The organism is Streptomyces sp. NPDC093568 (assembly GCF_044764945.1).
Taxonomy (GTDB): domain Bacteria; phylum Actinomycetota; class Actinomycetes; order Streptomycetales; family Streptomycetaceae; genus Streptomyces.
In genome coordinates, this window is record NZ_JBIWJD010000006.1 from 406,083 (window position 1) to 429,484 (window position 23,402).

General features: G+C 71.5%; 21 protein-coding genes. 10 read left to right on the forward strand and 11 right to left on the reverse strand.

The features are described from left to right. Window positions 1–92 precede the first annotated feature (92 nt). The 4 genes from ACIRD7_RS25680 (at window position 93) to ACIRD7_RS25695 (ending at window position 3,738) form a co-directional block, all read left to right on the forward strand. Window positions 93–1,637, forward strand: coding sequence for a flavin-containing monooxygenase (locus ACIRD7_RS25680; RefSeq protein WP_403457209.1), 1,545 nt, complete (start codon window positions 93–95; stop codon window positions 1,635–1,637). Beyond that, a complete protein-coding gene (locus tag ACIRD7_RS25685; protein ID WP_403457210.1) occupies window positions 1,634–2,569 on the forward strand; it encodes an alpha/beta fold hydrolase in 936 nt (311 codons plus the stop codon). The genes ACIRD7_RS25680 and ACIRD7_RS25685 overlap by 4 nt, the downstream gene beginning before the upstream one ends. Further along, window positions 2,566–3,450 (forward strand): SDR family oxidoreductase, encoded by an 885-nt coding sequence (locus ACIRD7_RS25690; RefSeq protein ID WP_403457211.1) that lies wholly within the window; start codon window positions 2,566–2,568, stop codon window positions 3,448–3,450. Before ACIRD7_RS25685 ends, ACIRD7_RS25690 begins: the two co-directional genes overlap by 4 nt. Before the next feature lie 87 nt (window positions 3,451–3,537). Continuing rightward, window positions 3,538–3,738 (forward strand): hypothetical protein, encoded by a 201-nt coding sequence (locus tag ACIRD7_RS25695; protein ID WP_403457212.1) that lies wholly within the window; start codon window positions 3,538–3,540, stop codon window positions 3,736–3,738. A gap of 154 nt (window positions 3,739–3,892) precedes the next feature. Here ACIRD7_RS25695 and ACIRD7_RS25700 read toward each other — a convergent pair whose 3' ends face one another. Beyond that, window positions 3,893–7,126: a S41 family peptidase gene (locus ACIRD7_RS25700; RefSeq protein WP_403457213.1), complete on the reverse strand. Its 3,234-nt coding sequence runs from the start codon at window positions 7,124–7,126 to the stop codon at window positions 3,893–3,895. A 166-nt stretch (window positions 7,127–7,292) separates the two neighbouring features. Here ACIRD7_RS25700 and ACIRD7_RS25705 point away from each other — a divergent pair, with 166 nt between their 5' ends. The 4 genes from ACIRD7_RS25705 (at window position 7,293) to ACIRD7_RS25720 (ending at window position 11,631) form a co-directional block, all read left to right on the forward strand. Beyond that, window positions 7,293–7,892 (forward strand): TetR/AcrR family transcriptional regulator, encoded by a 600-nt coding sequence (locus tag ACIRD7_RS25705; RefSeq protein ID WP_403457214.1) that lies wholly within the window; start codon window positions 7,293–7,295, stop codon window positions 7,890–7,892. 104 nt (window positions 7,893–7,996) lie between these two features. After that, complete coding sequence (locus ACIRD7_RS25710) at window positions 7,997–10,225, forward strand: MMPL family transporter (RefSeq protein WP_403457216.1); 2,229 nt, start codon at window positions 7,997–7,999, stop codon at window positions 10,223–10,225. Between the two features lie 57 nt (window positions 10,226–10,282). Further along, window positions 10,283–10,789: a YbaK/EbsC family protein gene (locus ACIRD7_RS25715; protein WP_403457218.1), complete on the forward strand. Its 507-nt coding sequence runs from the start codon at window positions 10,283–10,285 to the stop codon at window positions 10,787–10,789. Next, a complete protein-coding gene (locus ACIRD7_RS25720) occupies window positions 10,786–11,631 on the forward strand; it encodes an EamA family transporter (RefSeq protein WP_403457220.1) in 846 nt (281 codons plus the stop codon). The genes ACIRD7_RS25715 and ACIRD7_RS25720 overlap by 4 nt, the downstream gene beginning before the upstream one ends. Here ACIRD7_RS25720 and ACIRD7_RS25725 read toward each other — a convergent pair. Together ACIRD7_RS25725 and ACIRD7_RS25730 are read right to left on the reverse strand one after the other, a co-directional pair. Further along, on the reverse strand, window positions 11,628–12,344 hold the full coding sequence (locus ACIRD7_RS25725) for a class I SAM-dependent methyltransferase (RefSeq protein ID WP_403457221.1): 717 nt from the start codon (window positions 12,342–12,344) through the stop codon (window positions 11,628–11,630). The genes ACIRD7_RS25720 and ACIRD7_RS25725 overlap by 4 nt on opposite strands. 32 nt (window positions 12,345–12,376) lie before the next feature. Then, the gene (locus ACIRD7_RS25730; protein ID WP_403457223.1) at window positions 12,377–13,846 is read right to left on the reverse strand and encodes a metallophosphoesterase; all 1,470 of its coding nucleotides are present in this window, start codon (window positions 13,844–13,846) and stop codon (window positions 12,377–12,379) included. Between the two features lie 240 nt (window positions 13,847–14,086). On the opposite strand from ACIRD7_RS25730, the gene ACIRD7_RS25735 reads away from it, so the two are divergent. Then, window positions 14,087–14,362, forward strand: coding sequence for a DUF1876 domain-containing protein (locus ACIRD7_RS25735; protein ID WP_403457225.1), 276 nt, complete (start codon window positions 14,087–14,089; stop codon window positions 14,360–14,362). 10 nt (window positions 14,363–14,372) lie between these two features. On the opposite strand, the gene ACIRD7_RS25740 is transcribed toward ACIRD7_RS25735, so the two are convergent. The 6 genes from ACIRD7_RS25740 to ACIRD7_RS25765 all read right to left on the reverse strand — a co-directional run bounded on the left by ACIRD7_RS25740 (window position 14,373) and on the right by ACIRD7_RS25765 (window position 19,227). Beyond that, entirely contained in the window at window positions 14,373–15,545 is a 1,173-nt protein-coding gene (locus tag ACIRD7_RS25740; protein WP_403457226.1) for a serine hydrolase domain-containing protein, read from the reverse strand. A gap of 36 nt (window positions 15,546–15,581) precedes the next feature. Then, the gene (locus ACIRD7_RS25745; protein ID WP_403457229.1) at window positions 15,582–16,049 is read right to left on the reverse strand and encodes an organic hydroperoxide resistance protein; all 468 of its coding nucleotides are present in this window, start codon (window positions 16,047–16,049) and stop codon (window positions 15,582–15,584) included. Window positions 16,050–16,171: 122 nt separating this feature from the next. Continuing rightward, window positions 16,172–16,633 (reverse strand): MarR family winged helix-turn-helix transcriptional regulator, encoded by a 462-nt coding sequence (locus ACIRD7_RS25750; protein ID WP_403457231.1) that lies wholly within the window; start codon window positions 16,631–16,633, stop codon window positions 16,172–16,174. Continuing rightward, window positions 16,630–17,433, reverse strand: coding sequence for an energy-coupling factor ABC transporter ATP-binding protein (locus tag ACIRD7_RS25755; RefSeq protein WP_403457233.1), 804 nt, complete (start codon window positions 17,431–17,433; stop codon window positions 16,630–16,632). Before ACIRD7_RS25755 ends, ACIRD7_RS25750 begins: the two co-directional genes overlap by 4 nt. Next, window positions 17,421–18,182, reverse strand: a complete 762-nt coding sequence (gene cbiQ / locus ACIRD7_RS25760) for a cobalt ECF transporter T component CbiQ (protein ID WP_403457235.1) — start codon at window positions 18,180–18,182, stop codon at window positions 17,421–17,423. Before cbiQ ends, ACIRD7_RS25755 begins: the two co-directional genes overlap by 13 nt. Before the next feature lies 1 nt (window position 18,183). Then, on the reverse strand, window positions 18,184–19,227 hold the full coding sequence (locus ACIRD7_RS25765; protein WP_403457237.1) for an energy-coupling factor ABC transporter permease: 1,044 nt from the start codon (window positions 19,225–19,227) through the stop codon (window positions 18,184–18,186). A 169-nt stretch (window positions 19,228–19,396) separates the two neighbouring features. Between ACIRD7_RS25765 and ACIRD7_RS25770 the strand changes: the two genes are divergently transcribed. Continuing rightward, window positions 19,397–19,759 (forward strand): SsgA family sporulation/cell division regulator, encoded by a 363-nt coding sequence (locus ACIRD7_RS25770; protein ID WP_403457238.1) that lies wholly within the window; start codon window positions 19,397–19,399, stop codon window positions 19,757–19,759. 47 nt (window positions 19,760–19,806) lie between these two features. Here the strand turns inward: ACIRD7_RS25770 and ACIRD7_RS25775 are convergent, their stop codons facing one another. Together ACIRD7_RS25775 and ACIRD7_RS25780 are read right to left on the reverse strand one after the other, a co-directional pair. After that, on the reverse strand, window positions 19,807–21,483 hold the full coding sequence (locus tag ACIRD7_RS25775; protein ID WP_403457240.1) for a penicillin-binding transpeptidase domain-containing protein: 1,677 nt from the start codon (window positions 21,481–21,483) through the stop codon (window positions 19,807–19,809). A gap of 104 nt (window positions 21,484–21,587) precedes the next feature. Beyond that, the gene (locus ACIRD7_RS25780; RefSeq protein WP_403457243.1) at window positions 21,588–23,228 is read right to left on the reverse strand and encodes a penicillin-binding transpeptidase domain-containing protein; all 1,641 of its coding nucleotides are present in this window, start codon (window positions 23,226–23,228) and stop codon (window positions 21,588–21,590) included. Window positions 23,229–23,402: the final 174 nt, after the last annotated feature.

A 23,402-nucleotide genomic window follows, 5' to 3' on the forward strand; every position in this document is an offset into this window, starting at 1 on the left:
ACCCCCTACCGGTCGGTACGGACCTCCTCTACTCTCCCCATTGCGCCAGTGTTCACTGGCATGGTTCCGGTTCGAAGTGTGGAGGCACAGGCATGGCCGAACGCGAACATGTGCGGGTCGCGGTGGTCGGGTCCGGGTTCGGCGGACTGGGGGCGGCCGTACGGCTGCGGCGCGAGGGCGTGACCGACTTCGTCGTCCTGGAGCGGGCCGGCGGCGTCGGCGGCACCTGGCGGGACAACAGCTATCCGGGATGCGCCTGCGATGTGCCGTCCCACCTGTACTCGTTCTCCTTCGCACCCAACCCCGACTGGCCGCGCACCTTCTCCGGGCAGGAGCACATCCGCGCCTACCTGGAGCACGTCACGGACACCTTCGGGCTGCGGCCGCACATCCGCTTCGACTCGGAGGTGCGGCGGATGACGTGGAACGGCGAGCGGCTGTGCTGGGACATCGAGACGAGCAGCGGGAGCCTGTCCGCCGACATCGTCGTCTCCGCCACCGGGCCGCTGTCCGACCCCAAGACGCCCGAGATCCCCGGCCTGGACTCCTTCCCAGGCAAGGTCTTCCACTCCGCCCGCTGGGACCACGACTACGACCTGCGCGGCAAGCGCGTCGCCATGGTCGGCACCGGCGCCTCCGCCATCCAGATCGTGCCCGCCATCCAGCCCCAGGTCTCCCGGCTGACTCTCTTCCAGCGCACCCCGCCCTGGGTCATGCCCCGCATCGACCGCGCCATCAGCGGCGCCGAGCGTTCCGTGCACCGGGCCCTGCCCTTCACCACCCAGCTGCGCCGCGGACTGCTGTGGGGCATCCGGGAGTTGCAGGTCCAGGCGTTCACCAAGCACCCGAACGAGCTGGGCTTCATCGAGCGCCTCGCCAAGCAGAACATGGCCCGCGCGATCAAGGACCCGGCCCTGCGCGCCAAGCTCACCCCCGACTACCGCATCGGCTGCAAGCGGATCCTGCTGAGCAGCGAGTACTACCCGGCGATCGCGCGGCCCAACGTGGACGTCGTGGCCAGCGGGTTGAGCGAGATCCGTGGGTCCACCGTCGTGGCCGCCGACGGCCACGAGGCCGAGGTCGACGCGATCGTCTTCGGCACCGGGTTCCACGTCACCGACATGCCGATCGCCGACCGGGTCGTGGGCGCCGAGGGCAAGACCCTCGCCGAGACCTGGAAGGGCGGGATGGAGGCCCTGCGCGGGGCCTCCGCCGCCGGGTTCCCCAACTGGATGACGATCATCGGGCCCAACACCGGCCTGGGGAACTCGTCCATGATCCTCATGATCGAGTCCCAGCTGAACTACATGGCCGACTTCGTACGGCAACTCGACGTCCTCGGCGGCCGGGTCGCCCTCGACGCGCGCCCCAGCGCGGTGCACGCCTGGAACCGGCGGGTGCAGGAGCGGATGAAACGGACGGTGTGGAACACGGGCGGCTGCACCAGTTGGTATCTCGACGCGAGCGGACGCAACACGACCATCTGGCCCGGTACGACGACCGAGTTCCGGCGGGCGACCCGGCGGGTGGATCTCGCGGAGTACGCCGTGGTGCGGTCGTCCGTGCGGGAGACCCCGGAGATCGCGGCGGCCGCGGAGAGCGCGGAGACCGGCGAGAGCGCGGAGGTGTCCGCGTGAGCCGCCTGATGAACGTCGCCAACGGGCCGTACGCCCCACCCGTCCCCGTCCGCGAGGTGACGGCCGTGTCCGCCGACGGCGCAGGGCTGCACGTCGAGGTGCACGGCCCCGAGAACGCGCCCGCCGTCGTCCTCGCGCACGGCTGGACCTGCTCGACCGCCTTCTGGGCGGCGCAGATCCGGGATCTGGCCGTCGACCACCGGGTCGTCGCCTACGACCAGCGCGGCCACGGACGCAGCCCGGCCAGTCCGGCGTGCAGCCCCGACGCACTCGCCGACGACCTCGAAGCCGTACTGAAGGCGACCCTCGCGCCCGGCGAGCAAGCCGTGATCGTGGGGCACTCCATGGGCGGCATGACGGTGATGGCCGCCGCCGCGCGCCCCGGCTTCCGCGAGCACGCCGCCGCCGTCCTGCTGTGCAGCACGGGCGCCTCCCGGCTGGTCGCCGAGTCGACCGTCATACCCCTGCGCGCGGGCCGGCTGCGCACCTGGCTGACCGGGCGCGTCCTCGGTTCCCGGGCGCCGCTCGGGCCGGTCACGCCTGTCGCCAGGGCGATCCTCAAGTACGCGACGATGGGCGCCGGGTCGGACCCGCACATGGTCGAGGCGTGCGCGCGGATCGTGCACGCGTGCCCGCGCAAGGTGCGGCACGCCTGGTCGCAGGTGCTCGACCTGCTCGATCTCGACCACGGCGTACGCCAGTTGTCGGTGCCGACCGCGGTGATCGTCGGCACGGCCGACCGGCTGACCCCGCCGGTGCACGCCCGCTCGCTGGCCGCCGCGCTGCCGCACTGCCTCGGTGTCACCGAACTGCCCGGCCTCGGGCACATGACGCCCATCGAGGCGCCCGAGCTGGTGACCGGAAAGATACGGGAACTCGTCATGACGTACCCGACGACCAGGACGCACACGCAGGTGAAGGAGGGCGCATGAGCAGGGTGAGCCTCGAAGGGCAGGTCGCCGTCGTCACGGGCGCGGCGCGGGGCGTTGGGGAGCTGCTCGCGCGCAAGCTCTCCGCGCGGGGGGCGAGCGTGGCGCTCGTCGGGCTGGAGCCGGACGCGCTCAAGCAGGTCTCCGAGCGGCTGCACGGCGACAGCGACCACTGGTACGCCGACGTCACCGACCACGAGGCGATGGCGCGGGTCGCGCGGGAGGTGAAGGAACGGTTCGGGAAGGTCGACATCGTCGTCGCCAACGCGGGCGTCGCCGCCGGGGGACCGTTCGTGGACTCCGACCCGGAGGCGTGGCGGCGGGTCATCGAGGTCAACCTCATCGGATCGGCGGTGACGGCACGCGCGTTCCTGCCGGTGCTGATGGAGAGCCGGGGCTATCTGCTCCAGATCGCCTCGCTCGCGGCCATCACCCCGGCGCCGATGATGACGGCGTACTGCGCGTCCAAGTCGGGCGTGGAGGCGTACGCGCACAGTCTGCGGGCCGAAGTCGGGTACAAGGGCGTGCGGGTGGGCGTCGGGTATCTGTCCTGGACCGACACCGACATGGTGCGCGGGGCCGACCAGGACGACGTCATGCGGGAGTTGAGGCAGCGGCTGCCGTGGCCGTCCAACAAGACGTATCCGCTGGGGCCGGCGGTCGAGCGGATCGTGGCCGGGATCGAGCGGCGGTCGAGTCATGTGTACGGGCAGTGGTGGCTGCGCGGGATGCAGGGGGTGCGCGGGTATCTGCCGGGCCTCATCGGGACCGTGGGGCAGCGGGAGATGCGGCGGTTCGGGGACCGGCTGGTGGGGATGCGCGGCGGGCTGGTCGGAGCCGGTGGCGCGGCCGATGAGCAGGAGCGGACTACGCGGCGTAACTGATCGACATGCGCAGGGTTATCGCCCGTGTGAATCTGGTCGAGGCCCCACCGAGGGGCCAACCCCCACCCACTACGGGAGTGAACCCACATGGGCATGAAGGACCAGTTCAAGGAGAAGTCCGAGCAGCTGCAGGAGCGTGCGCGTCAGCACGGTCAGCAGGAGCGTCCGGAGCGTCAGCGCCAGCACGGTCAGCCGGAGCGGGGTCGTCCGCAGCGGCCGCAGCGTGACGAGGAGTCCGACCGGATGCGTGAGGACGAGGAGCGGTTCGACCAGGACTACGACCGGTAGTCAGTCGGCTCGCTGAAGCGCGGGGCGCCCACTGTTCGGTGGGTGCCCCGCGTTCGTGTTTCCGGTGCGGCTGGGTGGGGGCTTGTCGCGCCCGCGCGGCGGAGCCGCAAATCGGAACAGCCCCGCGCCCCTGGGTGGGTTCCCCCGGCGTCCCTCAAGGACGTGGGGGCAAATTGGGGCGCGAGCGGTCCGGAACGTGTGCGTAGTCCGGGGGAGTTGCCGGAGGGTTCGTCTCCAACAGCTCCAGCGCCAGCTCCACCGCGTCCGTCAGCTGGGCATGACGGCCCTCCGCCCAGTCCAGCGGTGTTCGCAGGGCCTCCACGTCGGGGCTGACGCCCTTGTTCTCGATGCTCCAGCCGTACGCGTCGAACCAGGCCGCGTTCATCGGGACCGTGATCACCGTGCCGTCGCCGAGGCGGTGGCGGCCGGTCATGCCGACGACTCCGCCCCAGGTGCGCTGGCCCACCACCGGGCCCAGCTTGAGGAGTTTGAAGGCCGCCGTGATCATGTCGCCGTCCGAGGAGGTCGCCTCGTCGGCGAGGGCGACGACCGGGCCGCGCGGGGCGTTGGAGGCGTACGACACCGGCTGGGCGTTGCGGGTGAGGTCCCAGCCGAGGATGGTGCGGGTCAGCTTCTCCACCACCAGTTCGCTGATGTGCCCGCCCGCGTTGCCGCGCACGTCGACGATCAGGGCGGGGCGGGACACCTCCATGCGCAGGTCGCGGTTGAACTGGGCCCAGCCGGAGCCGCCCATGTCCGGGATGTGCAGGTAGCCGCAGCGTCCGCCGCTCAACTCCCGTACGACGGCCCGGCGTTTGGCCACCCAGTCCTGGTAGCGCAGGGGACGCTCGTCGATGAGGGGGACGACGGCCACCCGGCGTGCGCGGCCCGCCTCGCCCTCGGCCGGGGTGAACGTCAGCTCCACCGTCGTACCGCCCGCCCCGGCGAGGAGGGGATAGGGGCCGGCGACCGGGTCGACCGGGCGGCCGTCGACGTGGGTGAGGACCGCGCCTTCCCGGATTCCGGTGCCGGCCAGCGGGGAGCGGGCCTTGGAGTCGGAGGACTCGCCGGGGAGGATGCGCTTGACCATCCAGCCTTCGTCGCGGCGTACGAAGTTGGCGCCCAGCAGGCCCTGCCAGCGCTGGTAGTGCGCCGGGCCCTCGTTGCGGCGGGCGGGGGAGACGTAGGCGTGCGAGGTGCCGAGCTCGCCCAGGACCTCGCGGAGCAGGTCGGCGAAGTCGTCGGGGGAGGCGACCCGGTCGACGAGCGGGCGGTACTGGTCCAGCACCCCGTCCCAGTCGATGCCGCACATTCCCGGCTCCCAGAAGTACGCCCGGATCAGCCGGCCCGCCTCCGCGTAGGACTGCCTCCACTCGGCGGCCGGGTCCACCTCGTGCAGGATGCGGCGGGCGTCGATCCACACCGTGGAGTCGCTGTCGCCGGACTCGGTGGCGGGCACCGCCCGCAGCTCGCCCTCGTCGACCACGACCAGGCGGGTGCCGTCGCCGCTCACCGTGAACCAGTCGAGGTGGTCGACGAGTTCGGACTTCTTGGCCTTGGTGATGCTGAAGTGCTCGAGGGTCGGCCGGCCGGTCATGTCGTCCGGGTTGGCGAACGTCTCGCCCAGCGCGCCCGAGATCGGCCAGCGCAGCCAGACCAGCCCGCCGCCGGAGACCGGGCACAGCGCCGAGTACTTGGAGGCGGTGACCGGGAAGGGGGTGACCCGGCTCTCCAGGCCCTCGATCTCGACGGTCGTCGTGCCGCCGCCGTCGCCCTCCTCTTCCTCCACCGGGTCCAGGCCCCCGGCGGCCGGGCGGCCCTCGGGGTTCAGGGCGAAGGGCGAGGGCGTCGCGGAGGACAGCGGCACCAGGTAGGGGCGGCAGCCGAGCGGGAAGGAGAGGTCGCCGGTGTGGACGTCGTAGACCGGGTCGAAGCCCCGCCAGGACAGGAAGGCGAGGTAGCGGCCGTCCCGGGTGAACACCGGGTTCTCGTCCTCGAAGCGGCCGCCCGTCACATCGACGATCAGGCTGTCCTTTATGCGGGCCAGTTTGATCTGGCGCAGGGAGCGGCCGATCCCGGGGTGGGACCAGGTCAGCCAGCCGCCGTCCGGGGAGAAGGCCAGGTCCCGCACGGGGCCGTTGACGGACTGGATCAGCTCGGTCACCTCTCCGTTGGAGTCCTCCGTCACGTCGAGGAGCAGCAGCCGTCCGTCGTGCGAGGCGATGGCCATGCGTTCGCCCTGGGCGTCGGCGACCATCTCCAGGACCCGGCCGAGGTCGCCGGAGGCCAGGCGGCGTGGCTCACGGTCGCCGGTCGCGCGGGGCAGATGGGCGATCTCGATCGCGTCCTCGCCCTCCGCGTCCGTCACGTACGCGACCTGCCCGACCGAGCCGAGCATCTCCGGGAGCCGGACCCGTACGCCCGGGGTGTCGGTGATCGTGCGGGCGGGGCCGTCGCGGTGGGTGAGCCAGTACAGGCTGCCGCGTACGACGACGGCGCTCGCGCGGCCCGTCTCGTCCACGGAGACGCCGTCGACGTGCTGCGCGGCCGGTACCTGGTAGGGGCGGCGGCCCGCCCGCTGCCCGCTCAGCCGGACGTCGAGCCGGCGCGGCCGGGAGTCCGGGGCCAGGTCGTCGACGATCCACAGGTCGCCCGCGCACTGGTACACCACCCGGGTGCCGTCACTTGCGGCGTGCCGGGCGTAGAAGGCGTCGTGGTCGCTGTGCCGGCGCAGGTCGGAGCCGTCGTGGGCACACGAGTAGAGGTTGCCGACGCCCTCGTGATCGGAGAGGAAGGCGATCCGGTCGCCGACGAACAGGGGGGAGTCGAGGTGGCCGGCGAGGTCCGCGAGCAGGCGTTCGCCGTGCAGCCACAGGCGGCCGGTGGCGCCGCCCCGGTAGCGCTTCCAGGAGGCCGGTTCGTGCGGTGGGGTGCCGGTCAGGAGCAGGCTCTTGCGCTCGTGGTCGAAGTCGGCGACCTGGATGTCGGAGCAGGGGCCCCAGGGGAGCTTGCGGCCGGGGTCGCCGTTGAGGAGCACCTTGTAGGCCCAGGTGAAGTGGGAGAAGGGCTCACCGTGGGAGGCGACGGCGAGGATCACGCCGTCGGGGGTGAAGCCGCACACCCGGGTGTCGGCGGAGCCCCAGTGGGTGAGCTGGGTGGCGGGGCCGCCCTCCACCGGGACCAGGTGGATCTCGGGGACCAGGCTGCGCCAGCTCGTGTGCGCGATGTGGCGGCCGTCGGGGGAGAAGCGGGGGTGGCCGATCTTGGTGCGGTCCACGGTGAGCCGCCAAGCGCGGCCCGGACGGTCCAGGGGGGCGAGCCACAGGTCGTCCTCGGCCACGAAGCAGAGCAGGTCGTCATGGAGGTGCGGCAGGCGCAGATAGCTCACCTCCCCATGCTTTTCCCGTGGACGTACCTGAGCAACTCGTGACATCTCCTCACACGCGGCCGCCGCGTGAGCCAGAACACGAACGAAACCGTTTCGTTTCGCTTGTGGGTGCGCTATCGTCGTGGTGTACGAAACCGTGTCGTTCGGAGTGGGGAAGGTGAGGATGGTGACCGAGGCGGCAACCGCACGTCGCAGCCGTATCACCCCCGAGCGCGAGGCCGAGTTGTACGCGGCCGTGCTCGACCTGCTCCGGGAGGTCGGCTACGACGCCCTCACCATGGACGCCGTGGCGGCCCGCACCCGGTCCAGCAAGGCGACGCTCTACCGCCAGTGGGGCGGCAAGCCGGAGCTGGTGGCGAAGGCGATCCGGCACAACAAGCCGGGCAACATCTCCGACGTCGACACCGGATCCCTGCGGGGCGACCTGCACGCCCTCACCTCCCGTGAGGACGACTGCACCATGCAGCAGAACGCCGCGCTGATGCGGGGCCTGTTCATGGCGGTGCACGGCAACCCGGACCTCCTCCAGGCGTTCAAGGAACTGCTGATCGAACCCGAGATGGAGGAGTTCCACCGGGTGGTCCGACGGGCCGTCGACCGCGGTGAGGTCCGCGCCGACTGCCCCGCGCTGGACTACGTGGTGCACATGCTCGTCGGCGCGTTCGCCACGCGCACGCTGATCGACGACCAGCCTCCGACGCAGACGTTCCTCACCTCGTACATCGACGCCGTGGTCCTCCCCGCCCTCGGCGTACCCGTCAACTGACGAGTCCCCACAGCTAGCCCTCCTCCTGACGTATCCGCTCACGTCGTCGGGCTGATCACCCCTGCCCACGTACCGCCCCCACGACCTGACCGGGAGTCACCTTCGTGGCCACCTTCCTTTACAAAGTCGGCCGGCTCGCCTTCCGGCGACGGCACTTCGTCGCCCTGATATGGGTCGCGCTGCTCACCCTCGCGGGTGTGGGCGCCGCCAGTGCGCCCGCAGCGGGCACCACCTCCTTCTCGATCCCCGGCACCGAGGCGCAGAAGGCCTTCGACCTGCTGGAACAGCGCTTCCCCGGGATGAGCGCCGACGGCGCCACCGCCCGGGTCGTCTTCAAGGCGCCGCACGGTCAGAAGATGACCGACGCCGGCAACAAGGCGACCGTGGAGGACACCGTCAAGGAGCTGTCCGACGGCTCCGAGGTGGCCTCCGTCGCCGACCCGTACACCGCGAAGGCCGTCAGCAAGGACGGCACGATCGCGTACGCGTCGGTGAAGTACGAGGTCTCCGGCATGGAGCTCCAGGACTCCTCGCGCGAGGCTCTTCAGGACGCCGCGCAGGACGCGCGGGACGCGGGACTGACCGTGGAGGTCGGCGGTGACGCCCTCCAGACGACCCCCGAGACCGGCGCCACGGAGATCATCGGCATCGCGGTCGCCGCGGTCGTTTTGGTGATCACCTTCGGCTCGCTGATTTCCGCCGGGCTTCCGCTGCTGACCGCCCTGATCGGCGTCGGCATCGGCATCTCGACGATCACCGCGCTGGCCAGCGCGCTGGAGCTCGGCTCCACCACCTCGACCCTGGCGATGATGATCGGCCTCGCGGTCGGCATCGACTACGCCCTGTTCATCGTCTCCCGCTACCGCGCCGAACTCGCCGAGGGCCGCGAGCGCGAGGAGGCGGCCGGGCGTGCCGTCGGCACCGCGGGCTCGGCGGTGGTCTTCGCGGGCCTGACCGTCGTGATCGCGCTGGTCGGACTGTCGGTCGTCAACATCCCGATGCTCACCAAGATGGGCATCGCCGCGGCCGGCACGGTCGTCATCGCGGTGCTGATCGCCCTCACGATGATCCCGGCCCTGCTCGGCTACGCGGGCGGCAAGGTCCGCCCGGCCGGCACCAAGAGCCGCTGGATGGGCGGCAACCGGGCCGAACGCAAGGCCGCCGCCGGCAAGGCCAAGCCGAACATGGGCACCCGCTGGGCCAGCTTCGTCGTACGGCGTCCGATCGCCGTCCTGCTGCTCGGCGTCGTCGGCCTCGGCGCGGCGGCGGTCCCGGCGGGCTCGCTCGAACTGGGCCTGCCCGACGACGGTTCGCAGCCGACGTCCACCACCCAGCGGCGCGCGTACGACCTGCTGTCCGACGGCTTCGGGCCGGGCTTCAACGGCCCGCTGATGGTCGTCGTCGACGCCAAGGGCAGCGACGACCCGGGCGCGGTCTTCCAGCAGGTCGGCGACGACATCAAGGGCCTGAAGAACGTCGTGACGGTGACGCCGGCCGCGCCCAACAAGGCGGGCGACACGGCGACGATCACGGTGATCCCGAAGTCCAAGCCGTCCTCGGTGACGACGGAGGACCTCGTGCACTCCATCCGCGACAAGGGCGCGGAGGTGAAGGCCGACACGGACGCGACCGTGCTGGTCACCGGCTCGACGGCGATGAACATCGACGTCTCGCAGAAGCTGAACGACGCGCTGATCCCGTATCTGGCGCTGGTGGTCGGCCTCGCCTTCCTCCTCCTGATCGTGGTCTTCCGCTCGATCCTCGTCCCGCTGAAGGCTGCGCTCGGCTTCCTGCTGAGCGTCATGGCGGCCCTCGGCGCGGTGGTCGCGGTCTTCCAGTGGGGCTGGTTCGCCGGACTCATGGGCGTGGAGGAGACCGGCCCGGTGATGTCCATGATGCCGATCTTCATGGTCGGCGTGGTCTTCGGCCTGGCGATGGACTACGAGGTGTTCCTCGTGACGCGGATGCGCGAGGCGTACGTCCACGGCGAGAAGCCGAGCCAGGCGGTGGTGACCGGCTTCAAGCACGGCGCACGGGTCGTCACGGCCGCGGCCGTGATCATGATGGCGGTCTTCGCGGGCTTCATCGGCTCCTCCGAGTCCATGGTCAAGATGATCGGCTTCGGCCTGGCCGTCGCGGTCTTCTTCGACGCCTTCGTGGTGCGGATGGCCATCGTCCCGGCGGTCCTGGCCCTGCTCGGCCGTCGCGCCTGGTGGCTGCCGAAGTGGCTGGACCGGGCCCTGCCGAACGTGGACGTCGAGGGCGAGGGCCTGCGCACCCGGGCGGAGAAGGACGAGGACCCCGACGCGGACCGCGCGTTGGCACGCGTCTGAGTCCGGGGCTCCGAACTCGGTCGCGTGTCCCGTACACGCACCGCTAGCGTGCGGTGCATGACGACGACCGACAGCACGGGCCACGGAGCCCACCCCCGTTTCGCCGAGGCCCTCGAAGAGCAGGGCCTCGGCGAACTGCTCGAACGGATCCGCCGGTTCCCGGACGCGACACGTACCGCCGCCGAGGCCGCCGCCGCGATCGGGTGCGAGCTCAGCGAGATCTGCAAGTCGCTGATCTTCGCCGCCGACGGAGTGCCGGTGCTGGTGCTCATGGACGGCGCCTCCCGCGTCGACCTGGAGCGGGTGCGCCAGGAGCTCGGGGCCGAGAAGGTGACGCGGGCCAAGGCGGACGTCGTACGGGAGACGACCGGGTACGCCATCGGGGGCGTACCGCCCTTCGGGCACCGTACGAAGACGCGGGTGCTGGCGGACCGGTCGTTGCTGGAGCACGACGTGGTGTGGGCCGCGGCCGGTAACCCGCACGCGGTCTTCCCCATGGAGCCGAAGGCACTCGTCGCCCACGCGGGCGCCGCCCTGGTGGACGTGCGCGAGCAGACTTCGTGACCCCGCTGGTCACCGCCGCCGTGCTGCTCGCGGCCGTCACGCACGCCGGCTGGAACGCCATCGCCCACAAGATCCCCGACAAGCTGGTGGGGTTCACGCTCATCGCCGGCGGCGGGGTGCTGATCGGGCTGGCGCTGATGCCCTTCGGGACGTTCCCGGCGGCGCGGGCGTGGCCGTATCTGCTGGCCTCCGCCGCCGTCCACATCGTCTACTTCGCGCTGCTGATGAAGTCCTTCCGGCTGGGCGACTTCGGGCAGGCCTACCCGATCGCGCGCGGCACCGCGCCGCTCGTGGTCGCCGTGCTCGCCGCCGTGTTCGCGCACGAGGTGCCGGACGCCTGGGCGGCCACCGGCATCGCCCTGTCCTGCGCGGGACTCACGGGCGTGGCCCTGTGGGGCCTGCGCGGGAAACGGCCCGACTGGGCCGCGATCGGCGCGGCGTTGGCGACCGGCCTGTCCATAGCGGCGTACACCGTTCTCGACGGGCTGGGCGTACGGGCCTCCGGTTCGTCCGTCGGCTACATCGCCTGGCTGATGGCGATCGAGGGCCTGGTGATCCCGGCGTACGCCGCCTGGCGCTGGCGCGGAAAGACGGTCGCCGTGCTGCGGCCGTTCGCGGCGCTGGGCCTGCTGGGCGCCGCGCTGTCCGTGACCGCGTACGCGCTGGTCCTGTGGGCCCAGACGAAGGCGGAGCTGGCGCCGATCGCCGCGCTGCGGGAGTCGTCCATCATCGTTGGGGCCGCCATCGGCGCGGTGTTCTTCAAGGAGCGCTTCGGGTCGCCCCGGATCGCGGCGGCGGTGCTGCTGGTGGTCGGCATCGGGATGATGCTGCACACGAGTTAGGCGGCGAGCGCCGGCTTGGTGACGCGGAACGCGAACTGGCCGCAGTACGTCAGCTTCCGCAGGTTCACCAGGGCCGTCCGGCGGCGGCCGTGTTTCGCCCAGTCGTCGATCTCGGTGTTGAGCGGGGACTGCTCCTCCCAGTAGCGGGAGTACTCGGGCGGGCGGCCCAGGTAGCTGCGCATGATCAGCGAGACCCCGTCGAGGGAGGGGCGGATCTCCTCCAGCGCCAGCCCCGCCTCCTCGACCAGCACGCGGAAGCCGTACGGCGTGTAGTTCCACAGGCTGAAGGAGTGGTACGGCTCGAACTGGGACGTCGACCCGATGAACCGGCCGCCGGGCTCGAGCACCCGGGCGATCTCCGCCAGCAGCTCGCGCGGACGGGCGACGTGCTCGAAGACCTGGTGGGAGTAGATCAGCGGGAGGGAGGCGGAGCCCAGGGGGAGGTTCACGCCGTCGTAGTGCACGACCGGGTCACCGTTCGGCGTGCGCTGGCCGGCCTCCGGTGAGTCGCCGATGTCCACCCCGACCCACCGGACCTTCGGATCGTGTCGGCGGAAGAGCTTGGCCGACATGCCGCGACCGCAGCCCAGGTCGACCACCAGCCCGGGTGCGCCGGGCGCGGCCATCACCTCGTCGACGTAGTAGCGCGAGGTGACCTGCCGGGCGTGGTCGTCGGGGATGCAGTCCCGCATGAGCTCCCAGAGGGTCGACATGTCTCGATGCTACGAACGCACACGGTGACGCGCTATTCACGCCCCGCGACACCGGACAGGTCGTGGGCCCGCACGCTGTTGCGGTCGGTGACCGAGCGGCCCAGCGCGTGGTGCGGCCACAGCCCCGCGGCGACCCGCCGGCTGCGCTCGCTCCACTGCCGGGCCGCCGTGGCGCCGGCCTTGTAGTGGTTGAGGGCGTAGCCGCCGGAGTGGATCCGCAGCAGGGTGAAACCGCCGGGGTATTCCTTGGCGGCGGCCACCTCCTGATGGGTGACGTGCGGGGCGCGCTGCAGCATCGTGCGCTTGTTGCGGTGCGTGTGGCCCGCGTGGTGCAGGAAGACGCCGGGCGCGGAGGCGTAGGCGTCGACGAGGGCGCGGGCCTGGCGGCGGTCCAGTTGCTGGCCGCGGGTCACCGGGAAGATCGAGTCCCGCACGGTCAGCGGATGGTGTCCGAACACCACCGTCGGCTGCTCCGGCGCCTCCCGCAGCCGCGCCCGGAACCACGCCAGCTGCTCGGGGCCGAGGCCGCCCGCGTCGGCGCCGTTGCCGGACTTGGCGTAGGTGTCGAGGCCGATGATCCGCAGCCCGCCGAGGTCCCGGGCGAAGAAGCCGGGGCCGTCGGCGACCGGGAAGGCCGTGCGGAAGGTGCCTCCGTCCTGGGAGCGGTCGTGGTTGCCGCGTACGACGAAGTAGTCCTGCCCGTGGGTGCCGAAGCCGTCCAGGATGCGGCGGGCCTCGCCCAGGTCGGCGGCCGACCCGCCGGCCGAGATGTCGCCCCCGGCCAGCAGCAGGTCCGCCCCGCGCAGCCGGGCCTCCTCGACCAGGGCGCGGCTCATGAGCTCGGGGTAGGGCGCCCGCCCCGGCTGCTGGCCGACCCCGCGCAGCAGGGGGAGACCGCCGACGAGGCCGGCCGTGGTCTCGCCGAGGTGCAGGTCGTTGCAGAGCGCGATGGACAGCAGATGCCGGCCGGGCGGCGGCTGCGGGGTGGTGAAGGAGTACGGCCCGCCACCGGAGCCGAACCCGAACGTCGAGGTGCCCACCGCGTTGCCGCGCACGAGGTGCAGCGGGGTGGGCGTCGCGGCTGTCCCCCGGGAGCGGGCCTGGTAGTAGTACGTCTGCCCCGGCTCGAGGCCGGTGAGTTCGACCTGGTGGTGGGCGGTGGGGCGGCCCTCGGAGGCGGTGCGGTCGAGCCGGCCGGGGTGGGTGCCGTAGACGACCTCGCCCTCGGTGATCGCGGGCAGGGGGTGACCGAGGCCGTCGTCGGTGCCGGGGATGCCGGTGTACCAGGTGAGGACGGCACTGTCCTCGGTCAGCGTGACCAGTTCCAGATTGACGGCGGCCAGGTCATCGGGGTGGTGGGAGCGCGCCCGGCGCACGGCGGCCGAGGCCGACCGCATCAGGGCGGGGGCGAGGCGCGCACCGGAGCGCAGCACCTCGCAGGGGCCGGGGAAGGCCGACAGTGCTGCGAGAGCGGGGAGATGAGCGGAGAAGCAGCAGCGCATGTCCTTTGTGTGGCCCGAAGCGGTTAACGGGGAAAGTGGCGGTGGCGGCGGGGCCAGGTCCGGCGCGCGACATCTCCATGGAAGCAGGCCGCGACCGTCTGTCGTAGGGACTGTGCCGAGTGTCACCTGATCCCGAGTTGAGTGATTCGTCCGGTCCGTTCGAACGTGTCGCCGAAGCCGACTAGGCGCGGGCCGCCCCGAGGGAGCACCCTGGAAGCAGTTATTCCGGAGGTGATCGTCATGATGCACACCACAGTGGGATGGCATGTCGAGCTGGAGTTCATGGAGGACGACCAGCACACGCGGGCGGTCGCCATGGTGCGGCTGCCCGACGGCTCCGAGGTACGGGCCCACGGGCACGCCACACGGCACCACACCGACTCGAATCAGCCACGGGTAGGGGAGGAGATCGCCGGCGCCCGCGCCCTGAACGAGCTCGCGATGCAGATGCTCACCAAGGCGCACAGCGAGATCGACTCGGCGTCAGGACGTACGTCGCACCCGATCCACGTGTGAGGAGCCGGGCCTAGAGCCGGTCCTGGCCGGCCAACGACGTCCGCACCGCCCGTACCAGAGCCTGCGCCCTCGGATCCGCCGTCACCGTCTTGCGGAAGCCGTTCGTCACATAGCCGAACGCGATTCCCGTCTCCGGGTCGGCGAAGCCGAGGGCGCCGCCGCGGCCGGGGTGGCCGAAGGAGCCCGGCCCGAGGAGCGGGGACGCGGAGCCGTGCAGCATGTAGCCGAGGCCGAAGCGGGTGTTCACGACCAGGACGCGGTCCGGACCCGACGACTCCTCGGCGCGGGCCAGCTCCACCGTCGCCGGGTCGAGCAGCCGTACGCCGTCGACCTCGCCGATCAGCCCCGCGTAGACGCGGGCCAGCCCGTCGGCCGTCGCGATGCCGTTCGTCGAGGGGAGGGCGGCGGCGCGATAGGCGGGGTCGTTCTGGTCCGGGAACGGGGTGATCGCGGCGAACGCGCGACGGGTGAGGGAGTCCGGGTCCTGGTAGGACTCGGTGACCGAGCGCCTGGGGCGGGCGCGCAGTGCCCCCGTCGGCTCCGGGCCCTCGACCCGGCCGGTACGGCCCACCCGGCCCGTCTCCGCCTCCGGCAGCCCGAGCCACAGATCCGCGCCCAGCGGACCGGTGACCTCCGCCGCGAGCCACTCGCCGACCCAGCGGCCCGTCACCCGCCGCACCAGCTCGTCCAGCAGCCAGCCGTACGTCAGCGCGTGATAGCCGTGGTCGGTGCCCGGCTCCCAGGCCGGCGTCTGCGCGGCCACCGCCGCCGGTCCGCGACGCGGGTCGAGCGCCTCCTCGGGCGTGAGCGGGCGGTCCAGCACCGGCAGCCCGGCGCGGTGGTTCAGCACGTGCCGCACCAGCAGCCGCTCTTTGCCCTGCGCCTTGAACTCCGGCCAGTACTCGCCGACCGGCGCGTCAAGATCCAGCACTCCCCGCTGGTGCAGCACGAGCGGTACGGCGGCGGCGACGCCCTTGGTCGCGGAGCGCACGACCTGCGCGGTGCCGTGCTGCCACGGCTGGTCGCCGTCAACGTCCTTCGCGCCGGCCCACAGGTCGACGACCTTTCGCCCGTCCCGGTACACGGCGACGGCCGCGCCCCGCTCCCCGAGCGCGGTGAAGTTCCGTACGAACGCTTCCCTGACCGGCTCGAAGCCCTCGGCGACTGTGCCGTTCGCGTCCACGTCCGTCTCCTTGTCCTGCCTGGTGCGGGTGCCCTTCTACCCAAGCAGGATGGTGACGTCGATGTTCCCCCGGGTGGCGTTGGAGTAGGGGCAGACCTCGTGCGCGGCGTCGACCAGCTTGGCCGCGAGGCCCTCGTCGAGCACCGGCAGGGAGACGCTGAGGGCGACCGCGAGGCCGTAACCGCGGTGCTTGTTGGGGCCGATGCCGACCTTCGCGGCGACCGTCGAACCGGTCAGGTCGTAGCCCTCGCGGTTGCCGACGAGGATCAGCGCGCTGTGGAAGCAGGTGCTGTAACCGGCGGCGAAGAGCTGCTCGGAATTGGTGCCGTTGCCGTCGCCGCCCAGCTGCGGCGGCATCGCGACCTTCAGCTCGATCTGCCCGTCCTGGCTGGTGACGAAGCCGTCCCGGCCGCCGTGCGCGGTGGCCTCGGCGACGTACATGATCTTCGTCGGACGGGTGTCGACGGCGGTGACCCCGTCGGTCGACGTGCCCTCTTCGGTCATGGGTGGCCCTCCCCCGGAAACAGTGCGCGACAACAAGGCGCGCACAAGTACATCGTGCACAAGGTACTGACCGGTAGGTAGGTCGTCGCCACCAGGGGGTGGCAACCGGGGGTAACCCGAGTTCAGGGGGTGTGCTCCGCGGCCGGGAGCGCGCTGTGCGCGAGCTGCCACAGCTCCTCGCGCAGTCGCGCGACGCCCGTCGCGTCGAGCCCCGTCGCGGTGAGCAGTGCGCCGGGCACGCACTTCGCCCGCTCCCGCAACTCCTCGCCGCGCCCGGTGACGGCCACGAGCACGGAACGCTCGTCGCGCGCCGAGCGCTCACGCCGGACCAGGCCGGCCGCCTCCAGCCGCTTCAGCAGGGGCGAGACGGTGCCGTAGTCGAGCCGCAGCGCGGCGGCCAGCTCCTTCACCGTCGTCTCGCCGCGCTCCCACAGGACCAGCAGCACGAGGTACTGCGGGTAGGTGAGGCCGAGTTCGTCGAGGAGCGGGCGGTAGGCGGCCGTCACCGCGCGCTGGGCGGCGTACAGCGCGAAGCAGAGCTGGTCGTCCAGGGACAGCGACCCCGCGTCCTCTTGATGCGTCACGCCCCCTCCCTCACGCTCGAACCGGCTTCGCTCGGCTCGCGCGGGGGCGCCCCCATCACGGAGCGCGGGTCGAAGCCGAAGGGCAGCTCCAGCCGGTGGGCCCGCATCAGCCCGTCGTCGGCGAGGAGTTCGCCGGTCCTGCCGTCCGCCGCGATCGTGCCGTCGCTCAGGATCAGGGAGCGCGGGCACAGCTCCAGGGCGTACGGCAGGTCGTGCGTGACCATCAGGACGGTCACGTCCAACGAGCGCAGGATGTCGGCCAGTTCGCGCCGGGAGGCCGGGTCGAGGTTGGAGGAGGGCTCGTCCAGGACGAGGATCTCCGGTTCCATCGCCAGCACGGTCGCCACCGCCACCCGGCGCCGCTGGCCGAAGGACAGGTGGTGCGGCGGGCGGTCCTTGAACTCCGCCATGCCGACCCGGGTGAGCGCCCGGTCCACGCGCTCCTCCAGCTCGGCCCCCTTGAGCCCGGCCGCAGCGGGCCCGAACGCCACGTCCTCGCGGACCGTCGGCATGAACAACTGGTCGTCCGGGTCCTGGAACACGATCCCGACCCGGCGCCGGATCTCGGCCATGTGCTCCTTGCCGACGGGCAGCCCGGCGACCTTCACCGAGCCCGCGCCGCCGGTCAGGATGCCGTTGAGATGCAGCACGAGGGTCGTCTTGCCGGCGCCGTTCGGGCCGAGCAGCGCGACCCGCTCGCCGCGTGCGATGGAGAAGTCCACGCCGAACAGGGCCTGGTGGCCGTCGGGGTAGGCGAAGGCGAGGCCCGAGACCTCGAGGGAAGCGGTCACAGCGTCCATCCCAGCAGACATACGACGAGGGCGGCCAACGGCAGGGTGAGGGCGTACGACCACTGCGCCCGGGAGGCGGTCACCTCGTCGATGACCGGCATGGAACCGGCGTATCCGCGGCTGACCATGGCCAGATGCACGCGCTCGCCGCGCTCGTAGGAGCGGATGAACAGCGCTCCCGCCGACTTCGCGAGCACGCCCCAGTGACGTACGCCGCTGGCCTCGAAGCCGCGTGACTCCCGGGCGATGCGCATGCGCCGCATCTCGTCCGCGATGACGTCGCCGTAGCGGATCATGAAGGACGCGATCTGCACGAGCAGCGGCGGCAGCTTCAACCGCTGGAGGCCGAGCAGGAGTTCACGCAGCTCGGTGGTGGAGGCGAGCAGCACGGACGCGGCGACGCCGAGCGTGCCCTTCGCCAGCACGTTCCACGCGCCCCACAGCCCGCTCACGCTCAGCGACATCCCCAGCACCTCGACGCGCTCGCCCTCCGCCACGAACGGCATCAGCACGGCGAACGCGACGAACGGCACCTCGATCAGCAGCCGCTTGAGCAGGAACCCGGCGGGCACGCGGGCGACGTACGCGACCAGGCCGAGCAGTACGGCGTACAGGCCGAACGCCCACATGGCCTCCCGCGGCGTCGACACCACGACCACCACGAAGGCGAACGTCGCGGCGAGTTTGGTGTGCGGCGGCAGACCGTGCACGGGGGAGTGCCCGTGCCGGTACAGCCGGTGCGCGTGGCCCGCCCCCATGTCAGGCGGTGGTGCTCGTGGGCGAGACGTCGGCCGTACGCCGCCTGCGCACCGCCCAGAACACCGCGCTGCCCGCGACCACGGTCACGCCGACGCCGATCACGCCCGCGAGACCGCCGGAGAGGCGGGCATCGGTGATGTCCTTGACGCCGTAGTCGGCGAGCGGGGAGTCGGCGGTGGCGTGGTCCTCGGTCTTCTTGTCGATGCCGTGGTCGGCGGCGACCTTCTCCAGGCCGTCCGGGTCGGCGGAGGCGTAGAAGCTGACGAAGCCGGCCAGGACCAGGGAGGTGACGAGGCCGACGGCCCAGACCTTGCGGGAGGAGCGGGCGGCGACCGGGACCGGCTCGGCGGCGGGCGCGTCGACCAGCTCGCCGTTGACCCGCAGTTGCAGTGGCCGGCGCAGGTCGCGGGCGCCGTACACGAGGTCCGGGCGCACCGCGACGACGGCGCCGACGGTCAGCGCGGTGATCGCGGCCTCGCCGATGCCGATGAGCACGTGCACGCCGACCATGGCGGTGGCGACCTTGCCGATGGAGACGTCGGTGGTGCCGCCGACCGCGTACATCAGCGTGAAGGCGAGCGCCGCCGCCGGCACGGACAGCAGGGCGGCGACGAAGGAGGCGACGGTGACCGAACGGCGGCTGCGGGGCAGCACCTTCACCAGGCCGCGGAAGACGGCGTAGGCGACGATCGTCGTGACGATGGCCATGTTGGTGATGTTCACGCCGAGGGCGGTCAGGCCGCCGTCCGCGAACAGGATGCCCTGCATGAGCAGGACGACGGAGACGCACAGGACCCCGGTGTAGGGGCCGACGAGGATCGCCGCGAGCGCCCCGCCGAGCAGATGGCCGCTGGTCCCCGCCGCGACGGGGAAGTTCAGCATCTGCACGGCGAAGATGAACGCCGCCACCAGGCCGGCCAGCGGCGCGGTCCGCTCGTCGAGCTCCCGGCGCGCGCCGCGCAGGCTCACGGCGACCGCCGCGGCGGCGACCACTCCGGTCACGGCGGAGGTGGGGGCGTCTATGAATCCGTCAGGTACGTGCACCGTTCGATGATAGTGGCTTAATGCGAACTACTTGCAAGAGCGAGGAGCTTGTGTATCGCACATGTGAGATGCGGCGGCCTCGAAGGGCACTTTCCGGAAGATATGCGACATTGGAGGGGGAGCGGAAGCACAGCTTTCGCACAGGTCACGCACTGTAAGGGGCCGTCCGATGTCTGTAGTCGAACAGTACGCACGGGTCCATATCGTTACGGACGCGGACATCCCGGCGGAAGAGCAGGACGCGGTGCCGGTGATCCTCCGATACGACCCGGACTCCGATCCGCGCTCGGTGCGCGTGCGGTTGCCGGGCCGTGAGGCCCATGAGTGGACGTTCTCGCGGTCCCTGCTGGAACAGGGGCTGCGGGCCCCCGCGGGGAACGAGGAGATCCGGGTGTGGCCGTGCGGTCGCGTGCAGGCCGTGGTGGAGTTCCACTCCGCGCAGGGGGTCTCGGTGGTGCAGTTCGAGACGAAGGCGCTGATGAGGTTCCTCCGGCGGACCTATCTGGCCGCCGAGGCACCCGTGCCGCACTGAGGCTCAGCCGCCTGCCCTACCGAGGCTCAGCCTTGTCTTACTGAGGCTCAGCCGCCTGCCTTCAGCAGCGCCGCCACGATCGGGCCCGCGGTGTCGCCGCCGTGCCCGCCCTGCTGGACCACGCCCGCCGCGGCAAGGTCGTCGCGGTACGCGGTGAACCAGCCGTTCGGCTTCTTCTGCCCGTCGACCTCCGCCGAGCCGGTCTTGGCGCCGACGTCACCGCTCACCCCGGCCATCGCCTCGGCCGCCGTGCCGTAGGCCGCCGTGTAGCCCATCAGTTCGCGCAGCTGGGACAGGGTGGACGCGGACATCGTGCGCGCGGCCGTCGCGAGCTGCCGTCCGTCGAACTCCGGGGAGACCAGGTACGGCTGCTTGAAGGTGCCCGTCTTCACGGTCGCCGAGACCGACGCCATGTTCAGCGGGTTCATCCGCACCCCGCCCTGCCCGATGAGCTCGGCCGCCATCTGGGCCTGCGACTGGACCGGGACGGCGCCGTCGAAGGTGGAGACGCCGACGGACCAGTTGTTCAGTGACAGGCCGAAGACCTGCTGCGCCTGCTTGGTGAGGCTGTCGTCGTCCAGCTCGGGCGCCTGGCTGATGAAGGCCGTGTTGCAGGAGCGGGCGAAGCTCGCCTTGAACGTGCCGCCCTTGATCTCGAACTTGTCGTCGTTCTGGAACTTCCAGTGCCCGTACGTGAAGTACTTCGGGCAGGGGTGCTCCTTGTCCGCCGACGCCAGGCCCTTCTCGATCAGCAGTGACGAGGTGATGACCTTCATCGTGGAGCCCGGCGCGAGGGAGCCCTGGAACGCGGTGTTGAAGCCGTGCGAGGAGTTGGCCACCGCCAGGATCTCGCCGGTCGACGGCCGCAGCACGACCACCGACGCCTTCGACTTCGAGGCGACCTGCTTTTCGGCTGCGGCCTGCATCGTCGGGCTGAGCGTCGTCTTCACCGTGCCCGGCGTGCCCTTGCTCATCTCCAGCAGGGTCTTGTCGGACAGCTCGGCCTTCTTGGACTTCTCGCCCCGGACCACCTGGAGCTCGACGCCAGCCTTGCCACCGGCCTTCTCGCCGTACTTCTCGCGCAGGCTGTCCAGGACCGAGCCCAGCGACGGGTACTCCTTCTCCGTCAGCTCGCCGCCGTCCCGGTCGAGGGCCTTGACCGGCGGGGTGCCGGACTCTCCGGTGACCAGGGTGTCGCCGTCCTCCAGGTCGGGGTGGACGACGGCGGCGTGCCACTCGACGATCGGCTTGCCGTCCTCGGCCCGCCGCACGACCGTCAGCGAACTGTCGTAGGCCAGCGGCTTGGTGGTGCCCTTGTACGTCACCGTGCCCTTCACGGAGAAGGGGACCTTGTCGCCGGTGCGGGTGCCGGCGGTCAGGGTGACGTCCTTGATGTGGGCGTCCTTGGTGTAGCCGGTCAGCAGGGCGGTCGCGGCCGCCGTGTCGTCCGTGGCGGCGGCCGCCTCGGTCACCTTGCCGCGCTGCCAGGCGGTGAGGAACGTCTCGGCCGTGCCGGTGACCTCCTTGGCCGACAGCGGCCCGGTCTTGACGGCCTTGGCCTTCTCGGTGCCGGCGGCCGACTGGGTGCCGCTCTCGGCGGCGGCCCCGCCGCCGAACAGCGCGTAGACGCCGAACCCCGCGCCGCCGACGACCACGGCGATCATGCCGCCGAGGACGGCCGGGTTGGTCTTCCGTCGCTCGGCGACGCGCCTTCTGTTGCCCACTTCTTTCCGTTCCCTCGCGTATTCAGGGGCCCCCGCCGCCCCGCCGACCTCACGCATACCAACGACGACGCCCACCCTAGAGTCCCGTGGCGCGGGGGATAAGTTCAGCCGGACGCTCGTAGCACGGCTGCGACAATCGGCCCCGCCGCGTCGCCGCCGTGGCCGCCCTGCTGGGACATGGCCGCGGCCGCCACATCGTCGCGGAAGCCGGTGAACCAGCTGTCGGAGGTGGCCTTTCCGTCGACCTCGGCGGAACCCGTCTTGGCGCCGATGTCGCCGCCGAGCCCGGACATGACCTGTACGGCGGTGCCCCGGGACGAGGTCGCGGTCAGCCGCATCATCTGCTTCAGCTGGGCGGCGGTGCTCGCCCGCAGCCCGTCGGCGGTGGCGAACGGCCGGTCGTCGAGGTCGCGCGCGACCAGATACGGCTGCCGGAACCGACCCGTGATCGCGGTGGCCGTCACCGACGCCATGTTCAGCGGGTTCATCTGGACCTGGCCCTGGCCGATGGCGTTGGCCGCGCGGTCCGGGCCGGCGGAGGCGGGGACGCTGCCGTCGAACGACGTGATGCCGGTCTTCCAGTCGCGGCCGAGCCCGAACCGCTCCTCGGCCTCCGCCGTCAGCGAGGCGTCCGTGAGCGGCTCCTCGTCGATGAGCTTGATGAAGGCGGTGTTGCAGGAGCGCATGAACCCGCTGGCGAGCGTGGCGTTGGCGCTCTCGTCCGGCTCCAGACCCGTGAGGTTCTTGAAGGTCTGGCTCCGCCAGGTGGCCGTCGGCGTGCAGGGGGCCGGGCCGTTCATCGAAGTGACGCCGTTGTCGATGAGCATCGCCGCGGTGATGATCTTCATCGTGGAGCCCGGGGCGACCTTGCCCTCGAAGGCCGCGTTCCAGGCGTCGTCGCGGTGGTTCGCCACCGCCAGCACCTCGCCGGTGCTGGGCTTGACGGCGACGACCGAGGACTGGGCGAACTTCTTCACGGCCTTCTCGGCCGCCGCCTGCACGCTCGCGCTGAGCGTCGTCTCCAGCCTGCCGGGCCGGCCCTTGGCGAGGGTCAGCAGCGAGGTGTCCGGCGACTCGTCGGCGTGCCGGACCGACAGCTCGACGCCGGGCTCGCCGCCCGCCTTGTCGCCGTACTTCTCGCGCAGCACGTCCAGGATCGGGCCGAGCGAGGGGTACTTCTCCTTGGTCAGCTCGGCGCCGGCGCGGTCGACGGCCTCGATGGGCGGGCTCGCGGCCTCGCCGGTGACGAGGGTGTCGCCCCTGCGCAGTTGCGGGTGGATCACGGTGGGCTGCCAGTCGACGAGGGCCCGCCCGGTGGTGCGGCCGCGGACGACGGTCAGTTCGCTGCGGTAGGAGAGCGACTTGGACTTCCCGCCGTAGGACACCTTCGCCTTGACGCCGAACGGCACGGTGGCGCCGCCGGCCTTCCCGGGCGTGATCTTCACGCCGGTGATGTGGGCGTCCTCGCCGTAGGAGGACAGCACCGCCTCGGCGGCGGCGTCGTTGTTCGTGTACGTCGAGGCCTGCGCGGCCTCGCCCTTCTCCCAGGCCGTGAAGAACTTGGCCGAGGTCTCCTCGACCTCCTCCGCGCTCGGCGGCCCGGTCCGGGCCGGCGCGGGTCCGGCGGCGCCCGTCGCCCCGCCGCCGTTCAGCGCCGACATGATGTTGTAGGCCCCGTACCCGGCCCCGCCCACCATCACGGCGAAAACACTGCCTATGACGGCAGCCTTGACCCCCTTGGACATGGTCCCCTCCCCGTTAAGTCCTCCGCACTGTAAGTGACATGACGGAAACCTGGGGGAGTTGTTTTCTTTTGTTGTCCGAATGAGTGACCGATTCTTGGCTGAATGATCGACATGTTCCGACACGGGTGGGGCCGGGGCAACCAAGCGCCGGGCCCGCCGGTCAGACGGGGCGTC